The sequence below is a fragment of the Sphingomonas sp. ABOLH genome (assembly GCF_003951715.1).
Lineage (GTDB): Bacteria > Pseudomonadota > Alphaproteobacteria > Sphingomonadales > Sphingomonadaceae > Sphingomonas > Sphingomonas hankookensis_A.
The window spans coordinates 1-21,715 of sequence record NZ_QQWV01000015.1 but is presented as its reverse complement, the minus strand read 5'-3'; the positions used below and the strand labels follow the sequence as shown (position 1 = coordinate 21,715).

23 protein-coding genes are annotated in these 21,715 nt (G+C 64.0%); 10 read left to right on the top strand and 13 right to left on the bottom strand.

The window, feature by feature from the left end; genetic code table 11:
• Window positions 1–42: 42 nt before the first annotated feature.
• The 3 genes from CA237_RS09290 to CA237_RS09280 form a co-directional block, all read right to left on the bottom strand.
• Window positions 43–927, bottom strand: a complete 885-nt coding sequence (locus CA237_RS09290) for a hypothetical protein (RefSeq protein WP_126013855.1) — start codon at window positions 925–927, stop codon at window positions 43–45.
• Between the two features lie 84 nt (window positions 928–1,011).
• On the bottom strand, window positions 1,012–1,557 hold the full coding sequence (locus CA237_RS09285; protein WP_126013853.1) for a hypothetical protein: 546 nt from the start codon (window positions 1,555–1,557) through the stop codon (window positions 1,012–1,014).
• A 115-nt stretch (window positions 1,558–1,672) separates the two neighbouring features.
• On the bottom strand, window positions 1,673–2,557 hold the full coding sequence (locus CA237_RS09280; protein ID WP_126013851.1) for a 3'-5' exonuclease: 885 nt from the start codon (window positions 2,555–2,557) through the stop codon (window positions 1,673–1,675).
• 425 nt (window positions 2,558–2,982) lie between these two features.
• Between CA237_RS09280 and CA237_RS09275 the strand changes: the two genes are divergently transcribed.
• Complete coding sequence (locus tag CA237_RS09275) at window positions 2,983–5,019, top strand: hypothetical protein (RefSeq protein WP_066693119.1); 2,037 nt, start codon at window positions 2,983–2,985, stop codon at window positions 5,017–5,019.
• Window positions 5,020–5,024: 5 nt separating this feature from the next.
• Here the strand turns inward: CA237_RS09275 and CA237_RS09270 are convergent, their stop codons facing one another.
• The 7 genes from CA237_RS09270 to CA237_RS09240 all read right to left on the bottom strand — a co-directional run bounded on the left by CA237_RS09270 (window position 5,025) and on the right by CA237_RS09240 (window position 9,651).
• Window positions 5,025–5,354 carry a type II toxin-antitoxin system YafQ family toxin gene (locus tag CA237_RS09270; RefSeq protein ID WP_066693112.1) on the bottom strand — a complete coding sequence of 110 codons (330 nt, stop codon included), beginning with the start codon at window positions 5,352–5,354 and terminating at the stop codon, window positions 5,025–5,027.
• Window positions 5,347–5,610 carry a type II toxin-antitoxin system RelB/DinJ family antitoxin gene (locus CA237_RS09265; protein WP_232308035.1) on the bottom strand — a complete coding sequence of 88 codons (264 nt, stop codon included), beginning with the start codon at window positions 5,608–5,610 and terminating at the stop codon, window positions 5,347–5,349. The genes CA237_RS09270 and CA237_RS09265 overlap by 8 nt, the downstream gene beginning before the upstream one ends.
• Before the next feature lie 178 nt (window positions 5,611–5,788).
• On the bottom strand, window positions 5,789–6,505 hold the full coding sequence (locus CA237_RS09260; protein ID WP_066693108.1) for a MobA/MobL family protein: 717 nt from the start codon (window positions 6,503–6,505) through the stop codon (window positions 5,789–5,791).
• 88 nt (window positions 6,506–6,593) lie between these two features.
• Window positions 6,594–7,127 carry a hypothetical protein gene (locus CA237_RS09255; protein WP_126013849.1) on the bottom strand — a complete coding sequence of 178 codons (534 nt, stop codon included), beginning with the start codon at window positions 7,125–7,127 and terminating at the stop codon, window positions 6,594–6,596.
• Window positions 7,128–7,212: 85 nt separating this feature from the next.
• The gene (locus CA237_RS09250) at window positions 7,213–7,860 is read right to left on the bottom strand and encodes a hypothetical protein (RefSeq protein ID WP_066693103.1); all 648 of its coding nucleotides are present in this window, start codon (window positions 7,858–7,860) and stop codon (window positions 7,213–7,215) included.
• 93 nt (window positions 7,861–7,953) lie between these two features.
• Complete coding sequence (locus CA237_RS09245; RefSeq protein ID WP_066693101.1) at window positions 7,954–8,784, bottom strand: hypothetical protein; 831 nt, start codon at window positions 8,782–8,784, stop codon at window positions 7,954–7,956.
• A 267-nt stretch (window positions 8,785–9,051) separates the two neighbouring features.
• On the bottom strand, window positions 9,052–9,651 hold the full coding sequence (locus CA237_RS09240; RefSeq protein ID WP_126013847.1) for a hypothetical protein: 600 nt from the start codon (window positions 9,649–9,651) through the stop codon (window positions 9,052–9,054).
• 446 nt (window positions 9,652–10,097) lie between these two features.
• On the opposite strand from CA237_RS09240, the gene CA237_RS09235 reads away from it, so the two are divergent.
• From CA237_RS09235 to CA237_RS09195, 9 genes are all read left to right on the top strand, one after another.
• On the top strand, window positions 10,098–10,979 hold the full coding sequence (locus tag CA237_RS09235) for a hypothetical protein (RefSeq protein ID WP_066693093.1): 882 nt from the start codon (window positions 10,098–10,100) through the stop codon (window positions 10,977–10,979).
• A gap of 85 nt (window positions 10,980–11,064) precedes the next feature.
• Entirely contained in the window at window positions 11,065–11,763 is a 699-nt protein-coding gene (locus CA237_RS09230) for a hypothetical protein (protein ID WP_164523854.1), read from the top strand.
• The gene (locus CA237_RS09225; RefSeq protein ID WP_066693087.1) at window positions 11,763–12,284 is read left to right on the top strand and encodes a hypothetical protein; all 522 of its coding nucleotides are present in this window, start codon (window positions 11,763–11,765) and stop codon (window positions 12,282–12,284) included. Before CA237_RS09230 ends, CA237_RS09225 begins: the two co-directional genes overlap by 1 nt.
• 446 nt (window positions 12,285–12,730) lie before the next feature.
• The gene (locus CA237_RS09220; RefSeq protein WP_126013845.1) at window positions 12,731–13,324 is read left to right on the top strand and encodes a hypothetical protein; all 594 of its coding nucleotides are present in this window, start codon (window positions 12,731–12,733) and stop codon (window positions 13,322–13,324) included.
• A gap of 377 nt (window positions 13,325–13,701) precedes the next feature.
• The gene (locus tag CA237_RS09215) at window positions 13,702–14,034 is read left to right on the top strand and encodes a metalloregulator ArsR/SmtB family transcription factor (RefSeq protein ID WP_066693079.1); all 333 of its coding nucleotides are present in this window, start codon (window positions 13,702–13,704) and stop codon (window positions 14,032–14,034) included.
• 11 nt (window positions 14,035–14,045) lie between these two features.
• Window positions 14,046–14,474 carry an arsenate reductase (glutaredoxin) gene (arsC, locus tag CA237_RS09210; protein ID WP_066693076.1) on the top strand — a complete coding sequence of 143 codons (429 nt, stop codon included), beginning with the start codon at window positions 14,046–14,048 and terminating at the stop codon, window positions 14,472–14,474.
• Complete coding sequence (locus CA237_RS09205) at window positions 14,474–15,760, top strand: arsenic transporter (RefSeq protein WP_066693074.1); 1,287 nt, start codon at window positions 14,474–14,476, stop codon at window positions 15,758–15,760. Before arsC ends, CA237_RS09205 begins: the two co-directional genes overlap by 1 nt.
• Before the next feature lie 40 nt (window positions 15,761–15,800).
• Entirely contained in the window at window positions 15,801–16,574 is a 774-nt protein-coding gene (gene arsH / locus CA237_RS09200) for an arsenical resistance protein ArsH (protein ID WP_241215459.1), read from the top strand.
• A complete protein-coding gene (locus tag CA237_RS09195; protein ID WP_126013843.1) occupies window positions 16,468–18,009 on the top strand; it encodes a TonB-dependent receptor in 1,542 nt (513 codons plus the stop codon). Before arsH ends, CA237_RS09195 begins: the two co-directional genes overlap by 107 nt.
• A gap of 227 nt (window positions 18,010–18,236) precedes the next feature.
• Here CA237_RS09195 and CA237_RS09185 read toward each other — a convergent pair whose 3' ends face one another.
• The 3 genes from CA237_RS09185 to CA237_RS09175 all read right to left on the bottom strand — a co-directional run bounded on the left by CA237_RS09185 (window position 18,237) and on the right by CA237_RS09175 (window position 21,711).
• On the bottom strand, window positions 18,237–19,619 hold the full coding sequence (locus CA237_RS09185; protein WP_126013839.1) for an aldehyde dehydrogenase family protein: 1,383 nt from the start codon (window positions 19,617–19,619) through the stop codon (window positions 18,237–18,239).
• Between the two features lie 22 nt (window positions 19,620–19,641).
• On the bottom strand, window positions 19,642–21,297 hold the full coding sequence (locus CA237_RS09180; protein WP_126013837.1) for an acetolactate synthase large subunit: 1,656 nt from the start codon (window positions 21,295–21,297) through the stop codon (window positions 19,642–19,644).
• 117 nt (window positions 21,298–21,414) lie between these two features.
• Window positions 21,415–21,711 (bottom strand): GNAT family N-acetyltransferase, encoded by a 297-nt coding sequence (locus tag CA237_RS09175; protein ID WP_126013905.1) that lies wholly within the window; start codon window positions 21,709–21,711, stop codon window positions 21,415–21,417.
• Between the last annotated feature and the right edge of the window lie 4 nt (window positions 21,712–21,715).

The following is a 21,715-nucleotide window of genomic DNA, read 5'->3' as shown; positions in this document are numbered from 1 at the left end:
CTGTAATCGAAGGAGGCGAGCCGAAGCTCGCCTCCACCTTTGTCAGGCCGCTTCCGCCGACAACCACGGCGCGAGTACCTCGGCGTCGTTGCTCGCCTCGCCGACCCGCCTCGCGAAGCTCGCCGCGCGTCGCGCCTGCAACGCCGGGATGTAGCTGCGCCCTTCGCGCAGTTGCTCGATGCTGCGCAGGATGCGGTCCTCGACGACATCGATGTGGGCGCAACCGTCGAGCAGCTTGCGCCAGCGCGCCAGCAACAGCGCCAGCGTGATGACGTCGCCCTCGCAGACTTCCTGGACGAGCTCGAACTGGCCGGCGTTGATGAGCTTGGCGACCATGAACGGCGCTGCCGTCATTTTCGCGGGAATGTCGAGCGCCGCGGCATATTCGGCCTGATGAATTGGCTTCATCTTGAAGCCGCCGGTCAGGACGCGGGCGAAATCGACGTGGCGGACGCGGCCGTCGCCGCCGAACGCGATCCAGCCCCAGTTCGCCGGCAGCGACAGGCCGTGCTTCATCGCCGCGCAGGCAATCATCGGCAGGTCGTGAAACGAACCGGCCCAAGATACGAACTCGGCGTTGGCCGGGGCGTCCGCCAAGACCTGCAAGACACCGGCGATGACCTCTCGCTCATCGTGGTCCGGTGCGCTCAGCGTGACGAAGCGACACACGTCGACGTTTCCGTCTTCGTGCTCGGTCAGCACCATCGCCGATGCGGTCACGACGGTCTGGAAGACCCAGCGCGGCGTCTTCAGCGGATCCTCGGCGCGGGTATAGCCGCGCCGGCTGTCGCCGTCGTCGTTGCCGGGCAGCCAGCGCTCCATCGCGCGATAGCGCTGGTGCCCCACCTCGTCGAGAACGGCACTTTCCAAGTCGACGATGACGTAGCTGCGCGGACGGCGCGGTTCGAACGGATTCTCGATCTTCATGCTTTTCCTCCAGGGGGATCATCCCCACAACGATGTCCATGATGGCGACGGCGGGCCCCGGCTGCCGGAGGCCGATCGTCCGCGTCAGCCGAAGCGGACGATGGTCTCAGCTGGCGTCTCCGGCTCGACCCACGCGCCGCCGGTCGGCACGAACTGGTTGTCGGCGAGCAGTTCGTCACCGAGCGTCGCGGCGGTTGCCTTGATGCGCTTCATCGCGAGCTTGCGACCGGTGCCGATGTTCCTGAACTTGCCGGGGATGCGGACGAGCGCGCCGCGGCGATCAACGGCGAACATCTCGTCGCCGCGCGTGCTGACGAACACGATGGGCGCATCGTCGTTGGCCGCGAACGGCACCACGCGGTCGACGACATCGACAGTCAGCAGCTCGCGAAAGACAATGGTGAACCCGAGTGGCGTGGTCGCCTTCATGCTGTCCCAGCCGGTGTAGACGGCATCCTTGCGCATCATCTGGGCGATGCGCGCTATCTCCGACCCGACCGCGAGGTCCATCCGGCGGCCTGAGCAGAAGGCGATGCAGTCGTTGGCCGGCTTGAATGTCGGCCAGCCCATCTCGCGGCGGAGCGCGAGCATGAAGTTCTGGTGCCCGAGGCCGATGGTGTTCTGTTGCATGCTGTCATTTCCTCATGTGACGGCCGTCCTGGCCGGAGCATTTTCCCCTCCCTAGGGGTGCTCACTTCATTTCGTTCTGGAAGGGGCCGGCACGCTGCGGCGTGCCGGCAAAGGTTCAGCGGTGGCGCTGGTGCCAAGTGATCGGCGTCATCCGCGGCAGCGGGCCGTGCGGTGCGATGTCCTGGCGGAACCAGCGCTCCTCCTCGGCGCAGTCTTCCCTAGCGAGCTCGGTCCACCAGACGCGGTTACGCGCGTCCCAGCGATAGCCGCGGGCCTTGAGCTGGCCGCGACGGTCGAACGGGGCGCCGACCGCCTCGAAGCGCACGGTCGGCCGTTCGGCGCTGGCAAGCAGGTCGCCGATGACGGTGCCCCCGTGCGGCAACCGGTGCGCGAGGAGATGCAGGAGCGTGACGACATCGGCCATCGCGCGGTGAGCCGTGTTGAAGCGACCGATCTGCGTCAGGAGATAGCCGAGCTTGGCGCCGTCGAACCCCGCTGCAGCCCAATCGAAGTCGCGCATTGAACAGGCCCATGCCTCGCCAGCCAGACCAGGCATCAGGTTTTCGATGAAGCCGATGTCGAAGGCCGCCGAGTGAGCGATGCGGACCTCGACGCTCGCCAGCAGACGTTCGAGCCGGTCCAGATCGATCGTCTTGCCCCGAACGTCCTCGTCGGTGAGGCCGGTCAGGCGGGCGATGTGTGGCGGGATCGGCACGCCCGGATCGCGCAGCGCCTGCCCGGCGCTGGCGATGCCGACGATCTCGCCGAGCTCGTCCACCTCAATCACGACCACCGCGATGTCGATGATCTCGTCATGGACGACGTCGGTGCCGGTGGTTTCGGTGTCGGTGACGGCAACGCGCCGGACGGTCCCGGTGGCGCGCTCGGTCAGCGGGAAGTCGGTCAGCGCCGATACGCGACGCAGGATACGGATATCCGGGTCATCGGCACGGGCCGGCAGCGCGGCTCCCGCATAGGTGGCGTCAGTAAGGTGGGTCATGGTCGATGCTCCTGTCAGGATCGACCGAGCTGCAGTGGAGCTTTTCCCCTCTACAGTCTCGATCGCAGGAGACGCCCGCAGGCGGCTTTTCCACGCTAGCGCCAGGCGAGGCGCATTTAGGCGTAGAACGACAAGCGGCTGCCATTGCCAGCACGATGCCCGCCCGATCGCCGCCGTGTGCACAATTGTGCCTAGAATTGTGCTTTCGTGTGTGTCAGTAGCACCTCATCGCCACGGGTCGCGTGGCGAAAGGCACGGTTTTCCGCCATTTTCGGAAGACGGGCCGTTAATTGGTTGGGAATCCTGTCTCCCCGACCACTTTATCGCGAAAGCGACGGATTTCCGCCAATTTGCGTGGCTTGCTATCGTGGTCTGTAACATGGACCGACTACACGATGGTAGGACACGCCGAAAGGCGAAGGCCCTTGGCCCATATCCCCCATACCCGTCGAACGAACGGCCGCTACGTCTTCCAGCGTCGCGTTCATTACCGAAATCTTATCTCGAAACCGGTACCGCTCGCGCTGGGCACCGCCGATCCGAAGGTCGCGCGGACCCGCGCGGCGATCCTGTCGGCGCGCTTCGTCCGGGTTAAGTCGAGCGTGGATGCGATGCTGGAAGAAGGAAGACGCCTCACCGGACCCGAGATCGAGGCGCTGTTCCGCAATGCGCTCGAAGCCGAGCTCACCTCCTATGTCCACAGTGCGTATGAAAATGCGTCCTGGTCGTCGTCCGTGCCCGAGGTCGCCGCGCAGGAAGCCGAAGCCTACCGGATCATCCGCCGCCCCGACCGTCATCTCGGGCTGACCGACCAGGACCGCGCCGAACTGGTGGCACGCGGACTTGGTGCCGACGTCCCGGCAATCGAGGACTATGCGCAGCAGATTCGCGATCTGCTGACTGACGCTGTGGTGGCAAAGCGGCTCGAAGCGATCGGCGCGCCGGTTCACGCGGACACCATCGCCGTCGCCCGGACGCACCTGATCCGCGCCGCGGCAAGTGCTTGCACCCGGGTCCAGCGCGTCTTCGACGACGACATCATGGACGCGGCCGACCCCATCGCCGCGCTGATGGCAGATCTTGGTCCCCCAGCCACACTGCCGAAGCCGATAGCAATCACCGAGCCGGTGGTCGTCCCGATCACGCCGCCGATCGACAGCCAGTTTCAGGTCTATGACCCGCGTCCGTTCAGTGCCGCGATCGACGACATACTGACCGACCTGAAAACAGACGGTATCTGGAAGGGAGACTTGCGGCAGCAGCGCCGCATCATGGAAACATTCGCCTGGATCACCGGGGACAAACCGCTCGGCGCCTACAATCACCTCGATGCGGCGACGTTCAAGAAGGGCATGCAGAAACTGCCTGCCCGCTTCTATTATGGCTCGCTGACCGAGGGTGCCATGTCGCGCCCGTTCGCGGACGTCCTCGCCGAGCTGCCGCCGGTTGCTCCCGCCGATCGGCGCAATCCCAAGACCATCAATCGCGACCTGTCGACGATGGCGACCGTTGCCAGGCACCTGGCTACCACGTCGTGGAAGCCGCGCCTGCCGGGCACGACGGTGATGGACTTCGGTGCCGGGCGCATCGCGATCAAGGTCGATCCGAATATCGATACCCGCCCGCCGTGGACCACGGCGCACCTCGAACATCTCTTCGCCTCTCCGCTCTACACCGGCGGCGGTGGCGCGCTGAAACGCCTGCGCGACGCTGGACGCGATCGGCAGGTCTGGCACGATGCCGCCTATTTCCTGCCGTTGCTCTGGTTTTACCATCATAGTTGCCGCGAGGAGACTGCAGGGCTTGAGGTCGCCGACGTCGTCACGGACCACCCCGTCCCGCACTTCCACATTCGCGATAATCTGACCCGTGGCCGCGATGGCGAAATGGCTGGCGAAAAGCGCGGTGCGCGCAACCGCAAGCTGCCGGTCCATGCAGAACTGATCCGGCTCGGCTTTCTGGACTATGTCGATGCGATCCGGGCCGAGGGGCATGTCGCGCTTTTTCCCGAACTCTACGTCAACGAGGAGAAGCGCGGCGGCGCGCATTTCTACGAACGCGCCTGGCAGCACATGGTCGATTACATCGCCGAGCGGCTACCACTGCCCATGAACCCCGCCGGCAAGGGGCCGGACATCCATTCGATCCGTGCCCTCGGCTCGAGCTTCTACGAGGTCGATGGCGTCAATGCGTTGATGCGCGCGGACGTCATGGGCCACGCCCGTGAAGGGACGAATGGCAAGCACTATTCGAAGCGCATGGCGACGGAAGGACTTGATGTCGTCCTCCCGGAGCGGCGCGACTTCATCGAACGCTATGTCCCCACGATTACCGGCAACATCGAGCCGCACCCGATACGGCTGCTGCCGCTCGAAAAGCGTTCAAGGGTCGGTGCCGGCATCACGCGCAAGCGTCGCAGTGATGCCGGAGTGTCACGGACCGGAGCAGGTGGCGATCGATAAGGCCGTTACTCGCCGAACAGGTCGGCGTGCGTTCCAGCCCTGACGAAGACGATGGTGCCGCCCTTACCGGCACCGTCGTCTGTTTTGTAGATGAGCAGGAAGTCCCCGCCGACATGGCATTCGCGGTGCGAGGACCATTCGCCCTTGAGCGGGTGATCCTTCCATTCCGGCCCCAGCGGCGCGTCGTTGGCGATGAGCAGGAGCATGACGGCCTTCAGCCGGTTCATGTCATACCGGCCCGAACCGGACAGGCGGGTCCAATCCTTGCTGAACGCCTTCGTATAGTCGCAGGCACGGGGATGAGAGGCGCGCTTGGTCTGAGCGCCCTTAGCCATCCAGCGTCCCGATCATCGCCTCACCATCCTCGAACCGGTCCGCACGCGAGGCAATGATGGCATCCGCTTCGAGCATCGCTTGCCGGGTGGCGGCGTTAGGGACCTTCAGTTCGAGCGGGAGCGCCTGGTCGGCCACGATGCGGTGATAGAGAAGCCGCACCGCATCCGCCGCCGACAGGCCCATCGCGGCGAGCGCTGCATTGCCCTTGGTCTTGATGTCTTCGTCCAGCCGGACGTGAAGCATGGTAGAGGCCATCACCGACTCCTGTATCTCAAATGAGATACATAGAACCAAGGCCATCACGGTCAAGGTTCTATGTATGCCACAGTCAGTTGCTGCCTTCCAATTGGCCGGCCCGGCCTTCACTCGCATCCGCATCCAGCGAGCGGCTATGCCCGAACCCAGCCGGCTGACGGATCGCTGGGTCTCACCGCTAGGACAGGATCGGCAGCGTCGACCATCGAAAGCCCGCCTGTGCCATCAGACGGGTCGTGGCGCACCGCCTTCGCCACGCGACACCAAGTCGCCGTTGCTGTTCCGAGGACGCGATCCAGGCAGGATGCCGTTCACCCTTTCTGGCACCCGTCTTCCACCGCCGTGCCGTGACGATCGCGTGGCCATGCGGCGAAACGAGCCAATCCCCATTGCATCCCTCAAGTGCGTGAACGGCCCATGCGACGGCGGCACCCTTGCTGGACAACTCACGCTCAAGGAAGCCCCGGAACATCCAGTGCCAATGCGTCGGCGACACGCTCTCTGGAATCTGCGCCATGACGTGCCAGGCGCTGACGGCGGTTGGATCGCCGGTCGCGAACGCCGCCTCGTCGGCATCCTGCCAGATCCGGTAGCCCTCGGTTGCCCATAGCGGAGCGTTGGCCGGCAACAACAGGCCTGCACCGCGAAGCTCACACCGTCGTTCCGCGAACGCAGCGGGCATAGGACCAAAGCGGTCCTCGACGTCCGAGTCCCGCCAGATATAGGCCGCGTTGCACGTCGCTGTCTTGTAGCTCGGCATGCGGTGAACCAGCCGCCAGTCTTCGGAGATGGGTCGAATCTTGAAGTCGATCGCATCGGCAGGCCGGCGATTGCGGGGCGGAGCTGCGAGGAGGGCACGACGGGCGTCGGCAAGTTCGGCTTTGGTTATGAACATGGGTGTCTCCTAGAAACGACGACGCCGCCCGGATCAGGGGCGGCGTCGTCGGAAGCATCGTGATCCACGATGCTGATGGTGAGGGGTGTCAGGCGGCGATCTTGAGATGTTCGTGTGGGATTGCGTCCTTGAACGTGCCCCCCGGCGGCACCCAGAGCGCCTTTTCCAGCGTCAGCGGTACCTCCATCGCGGCCGCATGCTGCCAGCGACGCCAGGCGATCTCTTCTCCCCGCGCCTTGCGGTGTCTGGGCGGCAGCTTGGCGCTGGTCAGGAACGACCGCGGGCCAATGAACCAACGGCGATCATAGGCCAGCAGTTCGAGCGGTGCTTTCTCGTCCGCTGCATACAGATGGACGTCTGGGATCCATGCCACGCCTGCACCTTGTCGAACCGCCAGGGACACGCTCGATGGTGCGTCGATATCCAGCGCGAAGGCGACGTGGACCGGATCACTTCCCTTGTCGGCCGCGATCTGCGTCAATTCCAACGCTTGAGAAACGTCGCGCGGCGAGCTGGAGCGCCATGCCGTCGTGTGGAACGGCAGCGCGTAGGCCGGATAGTTCATCAAGGTGCGCAGGGCGATGCACCAAGCTTGTGCATGGTCGAGATATGGTGAGGTCATTATGGTCTCCTGTTCGATGATGACGGTCTGTCTTCCGCGGGTTCTTTTTCCGCTCTCCAACGAACCTCGCCTTCTCCATTTCTCGTCAGGCAGGACTGCCGGTGGGCACCACTGCGTTCATGCGCCGGCGGCGCAGAACCCAGGCGTCGGTAGCCGCCTCGGCTTCGAGCCCGGACACGCTGGCGGCACGGACGAAGGTTCGCCAGATCGCCAGCGCCTCGTCCGCGAGGTCGCGGCGAAGCCGGTCGGTCGCGCCGACCGCCCAGTCGCCGGTCATCGCGTCGATGTTCCAGGCGGGCGCATAGATCGCCATGTCCTTCGCGACTTCGGCAAACGCCGGCGCGCCAGCACCGCCATGCTGTAGCGCCATGTCGACGACGCCGCCGGTGAGCAGCAGACGGAGCCGTTCGAGGAAGCGATGGGCAACTGCAGGCGGAGCCGTCGCGGCCGCGTCGAGTAGCGCCGGGACGAGGCAGTGGTCGACGTTCCAGCCGATCAGCATGGCCTCGCCCGGCAGACGGGCCACGGCCCATTCGAGCAATGTGCCCTCTGCCTCGCCTGCCGGAATGGCATGAGCGCGACGTGCAAAGCGCCAGCGACCCTTGTCGTCACGTTCGGCGATGAAGATCGCGATGCCGACGAGATGCTGGCCGGCAGCGTGACGGCCATTGAGGGAGGCTGGCATTGGAACGGTTGCGGTGGTGACTGCGACATAGCTGGGATTCGTGATCATTCATGCTCCGATGGGCACACGTCATCGCGCCGCCGGCATTGCCGGCAGCGGATGTCCAGGTTGATGGGTGGACAGGCCTTGGCGCCCGGCGGATCAGCGTGCGCTGGCGGCGAAGGCCTGCTCGTCGCGCTCCTGCGCAAGCCGAAGTTCAGCATCGGCCGATGCCCTTGCGGCGCGAAAGCCCGGTGCATGGGCCAGCGCCCAGCGGGCGGGTGGGCACTCGGCGAATCCGCGGAAGGGTTTGAGTTCAGGCGTCGTCTGGAGCCAGACGGCGAAGTCCGCCAGCGGCAGCGCCAGTTCGGCCGGGTCAGCGTTCTTCCACGCGGCCCAATGAAGCCATACGATCCAGGTGGCGATGGTGTCCTCGGCGACGTAGCCCAGAACCGCTTCGACATCCCCCGCGCGCCACAAAGCGCCGACGTCGGATCCGTGGATCGACGTCTTCACGGGGATTTGCAGCGTCTCGCAGACCGCCGCCAGTGACAGCGTACGCGACGAACCATACCCAGACATCTGATCGGCCAGATCGCAATGGGTCGTATCGTAGCGGCTGGCCTGAGCCTGCCGAGCCAGACCCGGGAGGCCGAACATGTGGTGGGACATCGCCTGCAGCCGAAGAACCGGCAGATCGAAACCCTTCGAATTCCAACCGATGCCGACGACTCCGGCCGGGAGGCACGCATCGACCTTGCGGTAAAACTGCGCCTCCTCGTTGTGGTGACAGACCAGCACATTCAACCGGAAGCTGTGCGCGCCATCGGTGCCCCGCGTTGCGGCCAGAAACGCCGCCGCTACCGGCTGGTGCCGGGGGATCGGGGGAAAGCTGCCGTCCGTCGGTTCGTCTTGGACGATGGTTTCGATGTCAAACGCAACCACCTGCTCCGTGGGGTGATCGTCGCGGGGACGCTGTTGCCAGATGCCCATATGCTATTCCTCATGTCGAAGGACGCACCGCCCGGTGGCGGTGCGGATCGATCGGAGCGGCGGCCGCGACATGCAGCTTTTCCTCAACTCCTGACCGATCACGACGCCCGCTTCAGACAGGCTCTGCACACGCCGCACGCCGACACAGGAATGGCGCACATCAATTGCTGTCCGCATTGGGATAAGCATTTTCTCGGAAGATCCCGGCGAGGGCGCCGTCGTGTTCCCGCCTCGACAACGTCCACGGCACGACCTGAACCGACTGGATTATGAGGCTTTGTCGCGAACCGGCATCCGAAAGGGATTCCAGAACGGATGACGCTTGCCTCCGTGACCGCGCATATCCGCAGCGGTGCGGATGGGCGGTAGCGCATCAAGACGCTGGTCGACCTTGCGACGGATATAGCGCGCGATCGCCTCGACCTCGACGGCGGTGAGGACGGTGTAGTTGCCTCGCACCACGCCACACTTGTTCAATGCAGCGATCAGCGGACCATATTCCGCGCTATCGGCTTCCTGACGTTCCGCGGCATCTTGCTGTTTCCAGCGGCGACGTTCGGCGGCATCGACCTCTGCGATCATTTCCTCAGCCAGTTCGATCGTAACGATATGGCCAAGCGCCTCCGCGAGTGGCTTTTCGAGTTTGCGTATCGCGTTGGCGCGGTCCGTCTGGAGGCGGTCCCGCGTGTCGTCGACGTAAGTCTGAACGCGGAAGGCGTTCACGAGCATCCGCCGCGCAGGCTCTCCGGCAGTGCCCCGCTGGTCTCCGTCGTTCGCGCGGATGCGGGCGAGCGCGTCGTCGATGGCACTCCATCGGCCATTGAAGCGGCGGGCCAGGTATCTGAGGGTGGTGGTTAGGTCCTTCACAATTGATCTCCGACAACGTCGGTTGTTGTAGGTTCGCTTCCGGTTCGCTCCAAGCGAACGCGCAAAGCTCCGATGCGGTCGAAGACGCAGCGGGGCGCCCGAGGACGCCGCGCGTTCGATCAAAGGCGCGTCAGCGCCGACCCAGACGAGCGACAGCGAGGACACCCGCCTGAAGAGGCGGCGCAGCAAACGTGATGCTCTGCCCCACGTTTGCGGTATTGCGCCTAAAAGTCTTGATCGCTCAAATGATGGATTACCTACTGTAATTCGATCAGGCGCTTCCCCTGCGGAACGAAAGCATATTGTTTGTAGCGCTTACCTGTATGTTTTGCTCGGGACATTTCCGCTTACGCAAGTATCGTTCTTGCGAGACATGACAGATTTGGGGATGTAAATGGATCTCCGCCTGAGTTCGGACTTCTTCCGAACCGGCGGAGGACTTTACGTTGCAACATCTTCAGACGGCGCTCGATGCATTGATTGGCGTCGGAACCGACCTGGTCGTCAACGCCGCCGCATCGTCGGCGCGCGGATATACATCGGTCCGCGAGACCGCGATCGACCTGCGGAGCGAAGCGGCGCTCCATCAGCTCGTCGGCCCCGCGCTGTACAAGTTCGCCAGTGGCATGTCGAATGAGGTCGAACGTCGTGCGACTCCGCGGTTCAAGTCGATCCTCGCGCATCCGCGCCACGGGCGTGACCAGCTCATCGACGAAGTCGACAACGCAGACACCGAACTCAACACAGCCATTCATGGGGTCGGGTCGTCGCCCACCGCAGGAGCACTCTTCCGCGTCGCGCTTGCGATCATTCGCGTCCGTGCCATCACCTTGGCGGTCGGCGAGCACGCATTCGTAGATCCACGCGGTACCAAAGGAAGTGGCGGACCGACGCCGCGTCGCCGGGCGATCAAGGCGACCGATCTCGGCGAGGACGTGGCGCGATGTGTGATCGCTGCCATCGACGCCGGCGGTGGGTGGCATACGGCCTTGGAACCGCTCCGAATGATGGAAGCAACCGGCGCGAACCGCAACGGCGTGGCAACCAAGATCCTGGCGTTCGCGGACATGGAAGGCGGGCACGCCATTCTGGAGCGCATCGCCGCCAGCGTGCGCCCGCACTTCCCGCCGCCGGTTCAGCCGGCGTCGACAGATTTGCCGGCATCTGATGCCGTGGTCCAGGACGTCAGCACGCCGATTGGAATCGCCAAGGCAGATCGCGTGGTTGCCACGGCCGCCGAGCGCCGTCCGGCTATCGACGGGATAGGTCGCCGGCCGTCCGCTGCGGAAATCGCGCGTCGGCGCAAACTGGAGAACTTGGAGCGATGAACCTCCGAATCTCGGCATCCGCCCGCGCGCCGCCCGATCGACAGGCCGTAAAACTGCGAAATCATACCGGAGATGTAAGATGAATATGAATAATTATTATCGTTACCTGCACCTGTTCGAGAAGGAGAAGGGCGGCGTCGGATCGACGGGAAGCCTCGTGTCGGCTGCGCATGCCGTGATGATGCGTGGCGAGCCCGTGGTCTTTATCGAGTGCAGCGTGACCCAGAGCGACGTCTCGAACGCCTATGCGAAGCGGCACATGGTGCATGAGGTTGACCTGAAAAGCGACGACGCCGCGGACCAGATCCTCAGCGCCGTCCAGCAGGCGGAACCCGGCGCGCGGATCTTCGTCAACGTGCCCGGGGGGCATCTCGACGATCTCGATCGCGTCCACGATCTCGTTCGATATGTGAAGAACAAATACCCCGATCTCATGCAGGTCGCCGTCACCTGGACGATGGGCCTCGACGCCGCCTCCCGCACGACGCTGGATGTGCTGCGAGAGACCGACATCCCGGGTCAGCTCATCCTGAACCTGCCGGAGTGGCATGGCGAGCTGGAGGACTACAGTCACGTCGACCAGGATCTGCTCGACAGCATCCGGGCGGAAGGGGGCATCGTCCTGGACATGCCCGAGCTCGAGCCGCACCTCTACGATCGGTTCCGCAAGGACGAAATCGGCTTGGATGTGCTGTCCCAGGCTCGGGGCATGACGTTCGGAAACGTCGCCGCATTCGAAATGTGGCAGGACAAGATCACCGCGAAGCTGGCGGATATCTACTGATGTCCGGCGGCACGTCAGCGATCGTGAACTTGTACATCGCGATCTACGGCCATGCGCCTTCGTCCCAGACGACGAAGGCGCTGATCCGCGCCGAGCAGGTGCTCGGCATCACCAAAGGAGATGCGCTCGCGAGGTTCTACGTCGTCCTGCTACACTCCGCCGATCGCATCGACGATGCTATCGGTCAGCGCAAGGAAGACGAGAAGGAGTTCATCAAAAATCTGCGTGGCGCGACGAGGAACCTGGCGACGATTGTCCGCGAAGTCGACGATGCCGGTCGCAAGGTGATGCGCACCGCGAAGCAGCGCGGGTCGCTGCTTTCGGACGACGATGTGGTTGCGGTGGATCGTTCGGCGTCCCCACTGTTCGCGTATCTGCGTCACGCCTTCTATTTCACCAGTATCGGCGAGGACGACGAGGAGCGCATCAGTGCCGCACGTCTCGACCTTTTGGCTACGGTCGTGCTCTTGGTCTTCAGCGCTGGCGCGATCTGGGGGATGTTCCGGCTCTTCCCGGTTTGACGGCGGGCCGGAAGCTGGCTGGTCCGCCTATTGATTATATTAAGTCACCGGGGGGTCTACTACCGACGAAAATTGGATTGCAGTGGTGTTAGCGCTTACCGGCAACACCCGGGGTCGTGTGGTGATCCTCCATGCCCCCGGGCGTTGTCCAGTTGCCGGTCTGCGTCACGCCTTCTATTTCGCCAGCATCAGCGAGGACGTCGAGGAGCGCATTATGCCTCCGCACCTTGGCCCTCGCCGCTACGGCCGTGCTGCTGGCCATCGCAGCTCGTGCAAGGTGGGGGATGTTCCGGCTGTTCCCCATATGACACCGCGACGGCAGACCAGAAGCCGGCTGGGCCACCCATTGATTATATTAAGTCACCGGGGGGTCTACTACCGACGAAAACCGGATTGCGATGATGTTAACGGTTGCCTGCTAGCGCCCGGTTATGTGGCGATCCTCCATGACTCCGGGCGTGGCCCGATTGCCGAAGGGTATGTGCCTCAGGCCGGAAAGCGCCCGAGCGCTGCTGCATGCCGAGCGGTTCGCGCGCAAGGCCTTGTCGCCGATGGACACCGCGATCACCATCGAGTTCAGCTCGGCGCTGGCGAGTAGCATGCAGCCCTACATGCTGTTCCGCAAGATCTGGGAGAACACGCGGCGCGCGTGGAACTACCGCGTGAAGCAGGGCAAGGCGCACGGTTCCTTCGACGCGATCGCGGTTTGGGAGCAGCCAGCGCATGGACCGATCCATGTGCATTGGCTGCTGCGCTGGTCTCCGCTCGACCGGGACGATCTCGAGCGGCGCATCCGTCGCGCGCTGAAGAAGCTCGCGCCCGCCATGCCCAATCGCTGCCTGATGGTGCAGCCCGCGAAGACGACGAGCAAGTTCGCCAAATACATGGCAAAGGGTATCGACGCTCCCTACGCCGCCCATTTCTATCTGACGCACTCGCCGCAAGGGCCGATCCCCCATCGTCGGATCATCATCTCCCGGTCCTTGGGGCCAACGGCGCGCGAGGTTTACCGCAAGGCGACCGGGCTTTCGCCGCTCTGACGCCCGCATCGATCGAAAGCGGATTGCATGTCCCTGTACGGGAATCGGTCTGACCGTCGCTGGAAAGACGTAGCGTCAACCATCACCTTGCGGTTCGGCAAATCCTCACCGGTTGATGGCCAGCCTGCGGACGATGGTTTGATCAAAATGTGACCCAATTTTAGAACACATTCTGATCACTAAGTTCTGTCCTAATCGACCCCACTTCGGACGTCCATTCATCGTTTCCAATATGACAGATGTCCCGCCCGGGGTTCAATTCGCAGTCGTCACCAGCTCGGGGACAGCGCACGCACAGGGTTTGGAGGACGGCGAAACCGCACGACGTGCTCCTACAATCTCGTGAATATGCTGTTTATATCTGTTATGCTGGATTCATGGATAATGATTCGGCTATCGCCGCCCTTGGTGCGCTTGCGCAGGGCACCCGGCTGGAAGTGTTTCGTCTCTTGGTCCGGCATGAGCAGGACGGCATGGCGGCCGGCGAAATCGCCCGTCAGCTCGACGTGCCGCAGAACACCATGTCGGCGCATCTCGGCATCCTTGCGCGCGCCGGTATCGTCCGATCCGAGCGCCACAGCCGGTCCATCATCTACCGCGCCGACCTTGATAGCCTGCGGGCGCTGACGCTGTTCCTGGTCAAGGACTGCTGCGCCGGCTCACCCGAGCTCTGCGCGCCCCTTATCGCCGAACTCTCCCCCTGCTGCTGAAAGGACGCGCCATGGCCGTCGACGTCGTGATTTACCACAACCCCGCCTGCGGCACGTCGCGCAACACGCTGGCGATGATCCGCAACGCCGGCATCGAGCCGCACGTCGTGGAGTATCTGAAGACCCCGCCTTCCCGCGCCCTGCTAGTCGAGCTGATCGATCGTGCCGGCATCACGCCCCGCGATCTGCTGCGCGAGAAGGGCACGCCCTACGCCGAGCTCGGCCTTGGCGACGCCTCGCTGACCGACGACGCCCTGGTTGACGCCATGATGGCGCACCCGGTCCTGATCAACCGGCCGCTGGTCGTCTCGCCGCTCGGCGTGAAGCTCTGCCGTCCGTCGGAGGCCGTCCTCGACCTGCTGCCCGAGCCGCAGCGGGGTGCGTTCGCCAAGGAGGATGGCGAACAGGTGGTGGACGCCTCAGGACAGCGCGTCGCCTGATGCTCCTCGCCCTCGCCATCTTCGTCGTCACGATTGCGCTGGTCATCTGGCAGCCCCGAGGCCTCGGCATCGGGTGGAGCGCGCTGGGCGGTGCGGCCGTGGCGCTGCTAGCCGGAGTGATCTCGCTCTCGGATGTGCCGGTGGTGTGGGGCATCGTCTGGAACGCGACTGCGACGTTCGTCGCGATCATCATCGTCAGCCTGCTGCTGGACGAGGCCGGTTTCTTCGAATGGGCGGCGCTGCACGTCGCCCGATGGGGCGGCGGGCACGGCCGACGCTTGTTCGTCCTGATCGTCCTTCTCGGTGCAGCCGTGTCGGCGCTGTTCGCCAACGACGGTGCCGCGCTGATCCTGACGCCGATCGTCATCGCGATGCTGCGAGCACTTGGCTATCGTGATAGAGCGACGCTGGCGTTCGTCATGGCGGCGGGCTTCGTAGCCGACACGGCCAGCCTGCCGCTGATCGTGTCCAACCTGGTCAACATCGTGTCGGCCGACTTCTTCCGCATCGGCTTCGCCGACTATGCCTCGGTGATGGTGCCGGTGGACCTCGCGTCGATCGCGGCGACGCTGGTCGTGCTGCTGCTGTTCTTCCGCCGCGACGTGCCGATCGGCTATGACGTCGCTGCGCTCCGCACGCCGGCCGACGCGATCCGGGACCACGCTACGTTCAAGGTGGGCTGGGTCGTCCTTGCCGCGCTCCTGACCGGCTTCTTCCTGCTCGAACCCATCGGCGTTCCGGTCAGCGCCGTCGCCGCCGCCGGCGCGGTCCTGCTGCTCGCCATCGCCGGGCGTGGCCATGTCATCGCGACCCGCAAGGTCCTGCGTGGCGCACCGTGGCAGGTCGTGATCTTCTCGCTCGGCATGTACCTGGTCGTCTACGGCCTGCGGAACGCCGGCCTGACCGACCATCTCGCCGGTCTCCTCGACCGCACAGCCCAGGGCGGCGTCTGGGGTGCGGCGTTCGGCACCGGCATCATCGCCGCGCTGCTGTCGTCGGTTATGAACAACATGCCGACGGTCCTGGTCGGCGCCCTGTCGATCGACGCGACCCACGCCACGGGTGCTGTCCGCGAAGCGATGATCTACGCCAACGTGATTGGCTGTGACCTCGGCCCCAAGATTACACCGATCGGGTCGCTGGCTACCCTCCTATGGCTGCACGTCCTCGGCCAGAAGGGCATTCGGATCGGTTGGGGCTATTATTTCCGCGTCGGCGCGACACTGACCGTCCCCGTGCTGCTGGTCACGCTTGCCGCACTGGCGATCCGGATCAGCGCCGAATGACCTGCGGAAACCCTCTGAACACCGCTGGAAACCCCATTTGATGCCCCTTCGCACCCTCACCGACCCGGACCATCTGCCCGCACTCGATCACCGCTACGCGCTGGAGCGTCCCGCGCTGGGGCTGGGTGCAGGCGACCCACCGCCGCGCATTCTGCTGCTCTACGGATCCCTACGCGAACGATCCTACTCCCGACTGTGCGTCGAAGAGGCGGCACGCCTGCTGCGCTTTTTCGGAGCGGAGACCCGCATCTTCGACCCGTCGACCCTGCCGCTGCCGGATCAGGTGGTTGGCGACGACCATCCCGCTGTCCACGAACTGCGCGAACTGTCGATGTGGTCGGAGGGACAGGTGTGGTGCAGCCCGGAGCGGCACGGCCAGATCACCGGCATCATGAAGCTGCAGGTCGACCACCTGCCGCTGTCGATCGGCGGGATGCGCCCGACGCAGGGCCGGACCCTGGCCGTGATGCAGGTGTCGGCTGGGTCGCAGTCGTTCAACAGCGTGAACACCCTTCGCGTTCTCGGCCGCTGGATGCGGATGGTGACGATCCCGAACCAGTCGAGTGTCGCCAAGGCGTTTGAGGAGTTCGACGACGCTGGCCGCATGAAGCCGTCCAGCTACTATGACCGCATTGTCGACGTGATGGAGGAACTCGTCCGCTTCACGATCCTGCTGAGACCGCACGCCGCCCAACTGGTCGACCGGTATTCGGAGCGTAAGCGAGGATTTCCCGCGCTCGCTTGCCCGCCTGCGCTCGCTGATCGCCGCCGACACCACCGACGCCTATACCGCGCGGCTCGACCTCAGCCATGACGTCGACGGGCTGCTGGGCGAACGGACGACCTTCGCGGTCGGTGTCCGCTTCGACGACCGGACCAAGTCGGTCGACGAACGGCTGCTCGAACTCAACAGCGCGGCGCAGTTCACCGCCGCCGGCATCCCGACCAATTACGGCCAGATCGCGATCCCCGGCGGGTTCCAGGGCGAAATCCCGCTCGGCTATACCTTCCAATATTTCGGCAAGGGCCAGATCCTCGATCTGGTCGACCGCGCGAAGACGATCGGAACCTATCGCGATCAGTTCGCCAACCTCTATGACGTCAACGAGCGCATCTATTCGGCCTATGCGATGGCGACGGTCACGACCGGCTGGGGCAATGTCATCGGCGGGGCGCGGGTCGAACATATCCGCAACCGCTCGTCGGCGTTCGTCAACGGCAACGCCGCCACGCCGCTGACCATCGATCGCGACATCACGTTGGTCTATCCCAGCCTGCACCTGAACTACGACGTCAACGACCGGATGAAGGCGCGGCTGTCGTTCAACACCGGCGCGGCGCGGCCGGATTACGATCAGCTGGCCCCCAACCTGTCGTTCAACGATGCGAACCTGACGATCTCGGGCGGCAATCCCGACGCGAAGCCCGAAAAGGCGATGGGCGTCGACGCCTATGTCGAATATTATGTGGCACCCGCCGGCTTCCTGTCGTTCGGTGCCTATTACAAGCGGCTGCGCGACGTGCTGTTCGACACGACCCGCACCTTCAACAGCGACGTGCTGAACGCGAACGGGGTCGACCGGTCGCAATATCTCTATTCGGCGATCGCCAATGGCGGGACCGGGTCGATCATCGGCATCGAAGGCGCGATCCAGCAGCAGCTCGACCCGTTCGTCGCCGATCTCGGCCTGCCCGACTGGATGGGCGGGTTCGGCGTGCAGCTGAACGCGACGCTCAACCGCAGCCGTGCCGAAACGCCGGACGGCGGCCGGGTACAGCTGCCCGGCGCGTCGGACGCTGTGTACAATATCGGCGCCTATTACGAGAAATACGGCTTCTCGGCGCGGGTCCAGTATCAGAACCGTTCGCGCTGGCTCGACGATCTGGGCAGCACGGCCGATGGCGGCGACTTCTATTGGGCGAAGGACGACGAACTCGACGCGTCGCTGCGCTATGCGGTCAATCGCAACGTCGAACTGTTCGGCAATTTCAGCAACCTGCTGAACGGTCCGGGTCGCCGCTATGTCCGTGAGACGCGCTACACGATCGAGCGGGAATCGTTCGGCCGCCGCTATCAGTTGGAAAACCCCACGCTGTACCGGCTGATGTTCACACCGCCGCCACGGCTCGGAGTCAGCGATGATCCATGGTCGGGCGAAGCTGGAAGACAGATACTAAAGAGCTTCGCCCGGACATCGACAAGGATCTCGCACTCGACTTTCTCTTCGGTCCTCTCTACGCGCGAATGATCATTCGAGGGGCCAAATTCACGAAGGCGGATCTTCAGCGACTGGTGGGCGCACTGGACGCTGCAATCAGGTCCTGTTGAACGGGACGCAACTCCAGATCGGCCCGGGCTGTCGACGGACCGTGCCTGGGCCCGCCGATCAGGATCACTGGAACGAGTGGCGTTTGTTGTCGACAGCCATCTTTGCGCACTGGTGGCACATCGATGCCGGTCGTGCAGGGACGATTGTCAGCGTCTGGCGATCAGGATCATCTTCTCCTCGGTCATGTCGCGCATTGTATAGCCGATGCCGCCCGTACCATAGCCGGACTCCCGTCGGCCGGCGAAAGGCATCCAGTCGGTCCTGAACGCGGTGAGTTCGTTGATCATCACAGCCGAGGCGTCCAGCCGGTCGGCCACTCGCATGGCCACGCCGATATCTTGCGCAAAAATGCTGGACTGAAAGGCGGTGGGCAGAGCGTTCGCCCGCGCGATGGCATCGTCGAGGTCGTGATAGCGGTAGACCGCGACCACCGGCCCGAAAACCTCCTGCGTTGAAATCTTGGCATCCGCCGCAGGGTTGATCAGCACCGTCGGCTGCAGGGTCGTCTCGGACAGACGCTCTCCGCCGGTCGCAAGGACCGCACCACCTGCAAGCGCTTCTGCGATCCACTGTTGGACGCGGGCGACCTCGCGCGGCAGAATCAGCGGCCCGACCTCTGCATCCTTATGGGCAGGATCGCCGATCCGCAGCTGTTCGACCCGTGCGACAAGATTCTGCGTGAACTCGTCAGCAATCTCGTCATGGACAAAGATCCGCTGTGTCGACACGCAGACCTGCCCAGCATGGTAAAATCCTCCCTTCACGACCGGACCGGCGACCATGTCGAGATCGGCGCTGCGATCAACGATGACCGGCGCCGCCCCGCCATGCTCTAGCGCGCAGCGGGTGCCGGGATGCAGTTTGGCGCGAAGCGACCAGCCGACCCTTGCCGAGCCGATAAAGCTCAGGAAGGCAACCCGCCGATCCGTGGCCAGCCTTTCGGCCAGTTCGTTGTCCGTCACGACGAAACTCTGGCACCATGGCTCGGGCAGACCGGCCTCGTGGACCAGTGCTACGAAATCAAGGCAGGAGAGCGGTGTGGTACTGGCCGGCTTGATGATGACCGGGCAGCCGACGGCGATGGCCGGAGCGACCTGATGCACGATCAGATTAAGCGGATGGTTAAAGGCCGATATGGCCGCGACGATGCCGATCGGCTCTTTCGTGGTGAACGCCCAACGGTTCTCGGCAGCCGCCGACAGGCCCATCGGGATCTCGCGCCCGGCGAAATTGCGCAACTCGTCAGCGGCATTGTTGACGCCGTCAATGGCGCGGTTCGTTTCGACGATAGCATCGGGCAACGGCTTTCCGCCCTCGCGCGCGATCTGCATGGCCAGATGATCCCGCTTGCCTTCCATCAGCGCGGCAAGTCTGCGCAGGATCGCGATCCGCTGATGCGGCTTCAGCCAGCCATCGCGGTCCTTGAACACACGCTCGGCCGCCTGCAGCTTGCGCTCAAGCGCAGCGGCATCGTCCGTCCCGACCTCCGTGATTGGCGCACGGTCGAAAGCCTGCACAACAGTCAGCATGGCCGACATCCTTTCATCAGCATCAAGTGCATTCCACGTTCGGTGCGCGGTTGCGCAGCTCTTCCACCAGCACGCGGGTGTTCTCGGAATAATCTATCGGCACCTCCACGAGATGCACGCCACCGCCGGTAAAGGCCGCCTCGAGCACCGGGACGAGGTCTTCGACCGCCGTCACCCGCGAACCTTTGGCACCGTAAGCCTCGGCATAGCGCACGAAATCGGGATTGCCGAAGCTCATGCCGAAATCCGGGAACCCCTCCACCGCCTGCTTCCAGCGGATCATCCCGTAGGCGCTGTCGTTCAGGATGACGACGACGAGATTCAGACCGAGGCGAACAGCCGTTTCCATTTCCTGCGAGTTCATCATGAAGCCGCCATCGCCGCAGACCGCCATCACCCGCCGCGCAGGGTAAAGCATGGCTGCCATCATCGCGGACGGAAGGCCGGCGCCCATCGTTGCGAGCGCATTGTCCAAAAGCAGCGTGTTGGCGACATGGGTGCGATAGTTGCGCGCGAACCAGATCTTGTACATGCCGTTGTCCAGACAGACGATCCCGTCTTCTGGCATCACCGCACGGACATCATGGACGATACGCTGCGGGGTGATGGGAAAGCGGCTTTCATCAGAGCGGTCGTTGATGCGAGCAAGTATATTCTGCCGAAGGTCCAGCATGCCTTGATCGCCCGTCAGCCGCCCGGCCAGCCGTTCGGCCAGTCCGGCAACCGTGGCACCGATATCGCCAATCACCTCGATATCCGGGTGATAGACCTGCTCCACCGTGGCCGACTGATAGCCGATATGGATGACCTGGCTTCCGCCCGCGCTCTTCATCAGGAAGGGCGGTTTTTCAATCGTGTCGTGACCGATGGCGATGATCAGATCAGCGCGCTCGACGGCTTCGTGGACATAATCGCCCTCGGACAGCGCCGCCGTTCCCATGTAGCGGTCCGAGCCGCCGGCGACGGCCCCCTTCCCCATCTGTGTGTTGAAGAACGGCAGTCGCGTGCGCGCAATGAAGTCTGACAGCGCCTCGACCAGCGCGGGCCGGTTTCCTGCCGCCCCGACCATGACCAGAGGGCGCCGGGCCGCCAGAATGGCCTTGGCGGCAATGTCCAATGATGCGGCGCTGGCAACGGGCGGCTGCAGCGCATGCGGAAAGATGACCGGGATGTCTTCGACCTCTTCCGCCGCGACATCCTCGGGCAGTTCCAGATGCACCGGACCGGGCCTTTCCTCGGTCGCGACCCGGAAAGCGTCGCGCACCATGGCAGGTATGCTGGCGGCACTGACGATCTGGCGCGTCATCTTTGTAAGCGGCTTCATCGATGCGACGATATCCACGATCTGGAAGCGCGCCTGCTTGCCATTCATCAGCGGCTTCTGGCCCGTGATGAGGATCATCGGCATTGCGCCCAGATGCGCATATGCGGCTCCGGTTGACAGGTTCAGGGCGCCGGGTCCAAGCGTGGCGAGGCAGACGCCGGGCTTGCCCGTAAGCCTGCCATATGTCGCCGCCATGAAAGCCGCCGCCTGCTCGTGACGTGTCAGAACCAGTTCGATGCTGGAGGTCCTGAGCGATTCCAGCAGATCGAGGTTCTCTTCGCCCGGCACGCCAAAGACACGATCCACGCCTTCGTTCTCAAGCGCGGCGACGAACATATCCGATCCCTTGCCCATAGCTGGCCCCTTTTTTCACTGGTGTTTGCGGAACCGCATCGGCCCGCTTCGCTATTCATCCTGCGACGGGCTGTCGCCCGATCACCCCGCCCCCGATCACCCCGCCGTCCGGCAGAACTAGCCTGACACGATATCGGAATACTCGGGATGGCGGGCAAAAAAACGGCCCATGAAAGAGCAGCGCAGAACGATCTTGCCGCCGCGCGCACGCACCGTGTCAAACACGCCCCGTGCGAGCTGAGAACCCAGCCCTTGACCAGAATATTGAAAAGGAACCTCGGTATGAATGAGCCTGCATTCCCCAAGTGGCGTGTCGTTTGAGGTGAAGATCGCCTGTATCCGAGCGCTAGACAAGGATTTTCTGCCGCAAGCGGCACCTGCGGTCGCGCAGACTGCTGGGTCTGGACGGATCAGACCG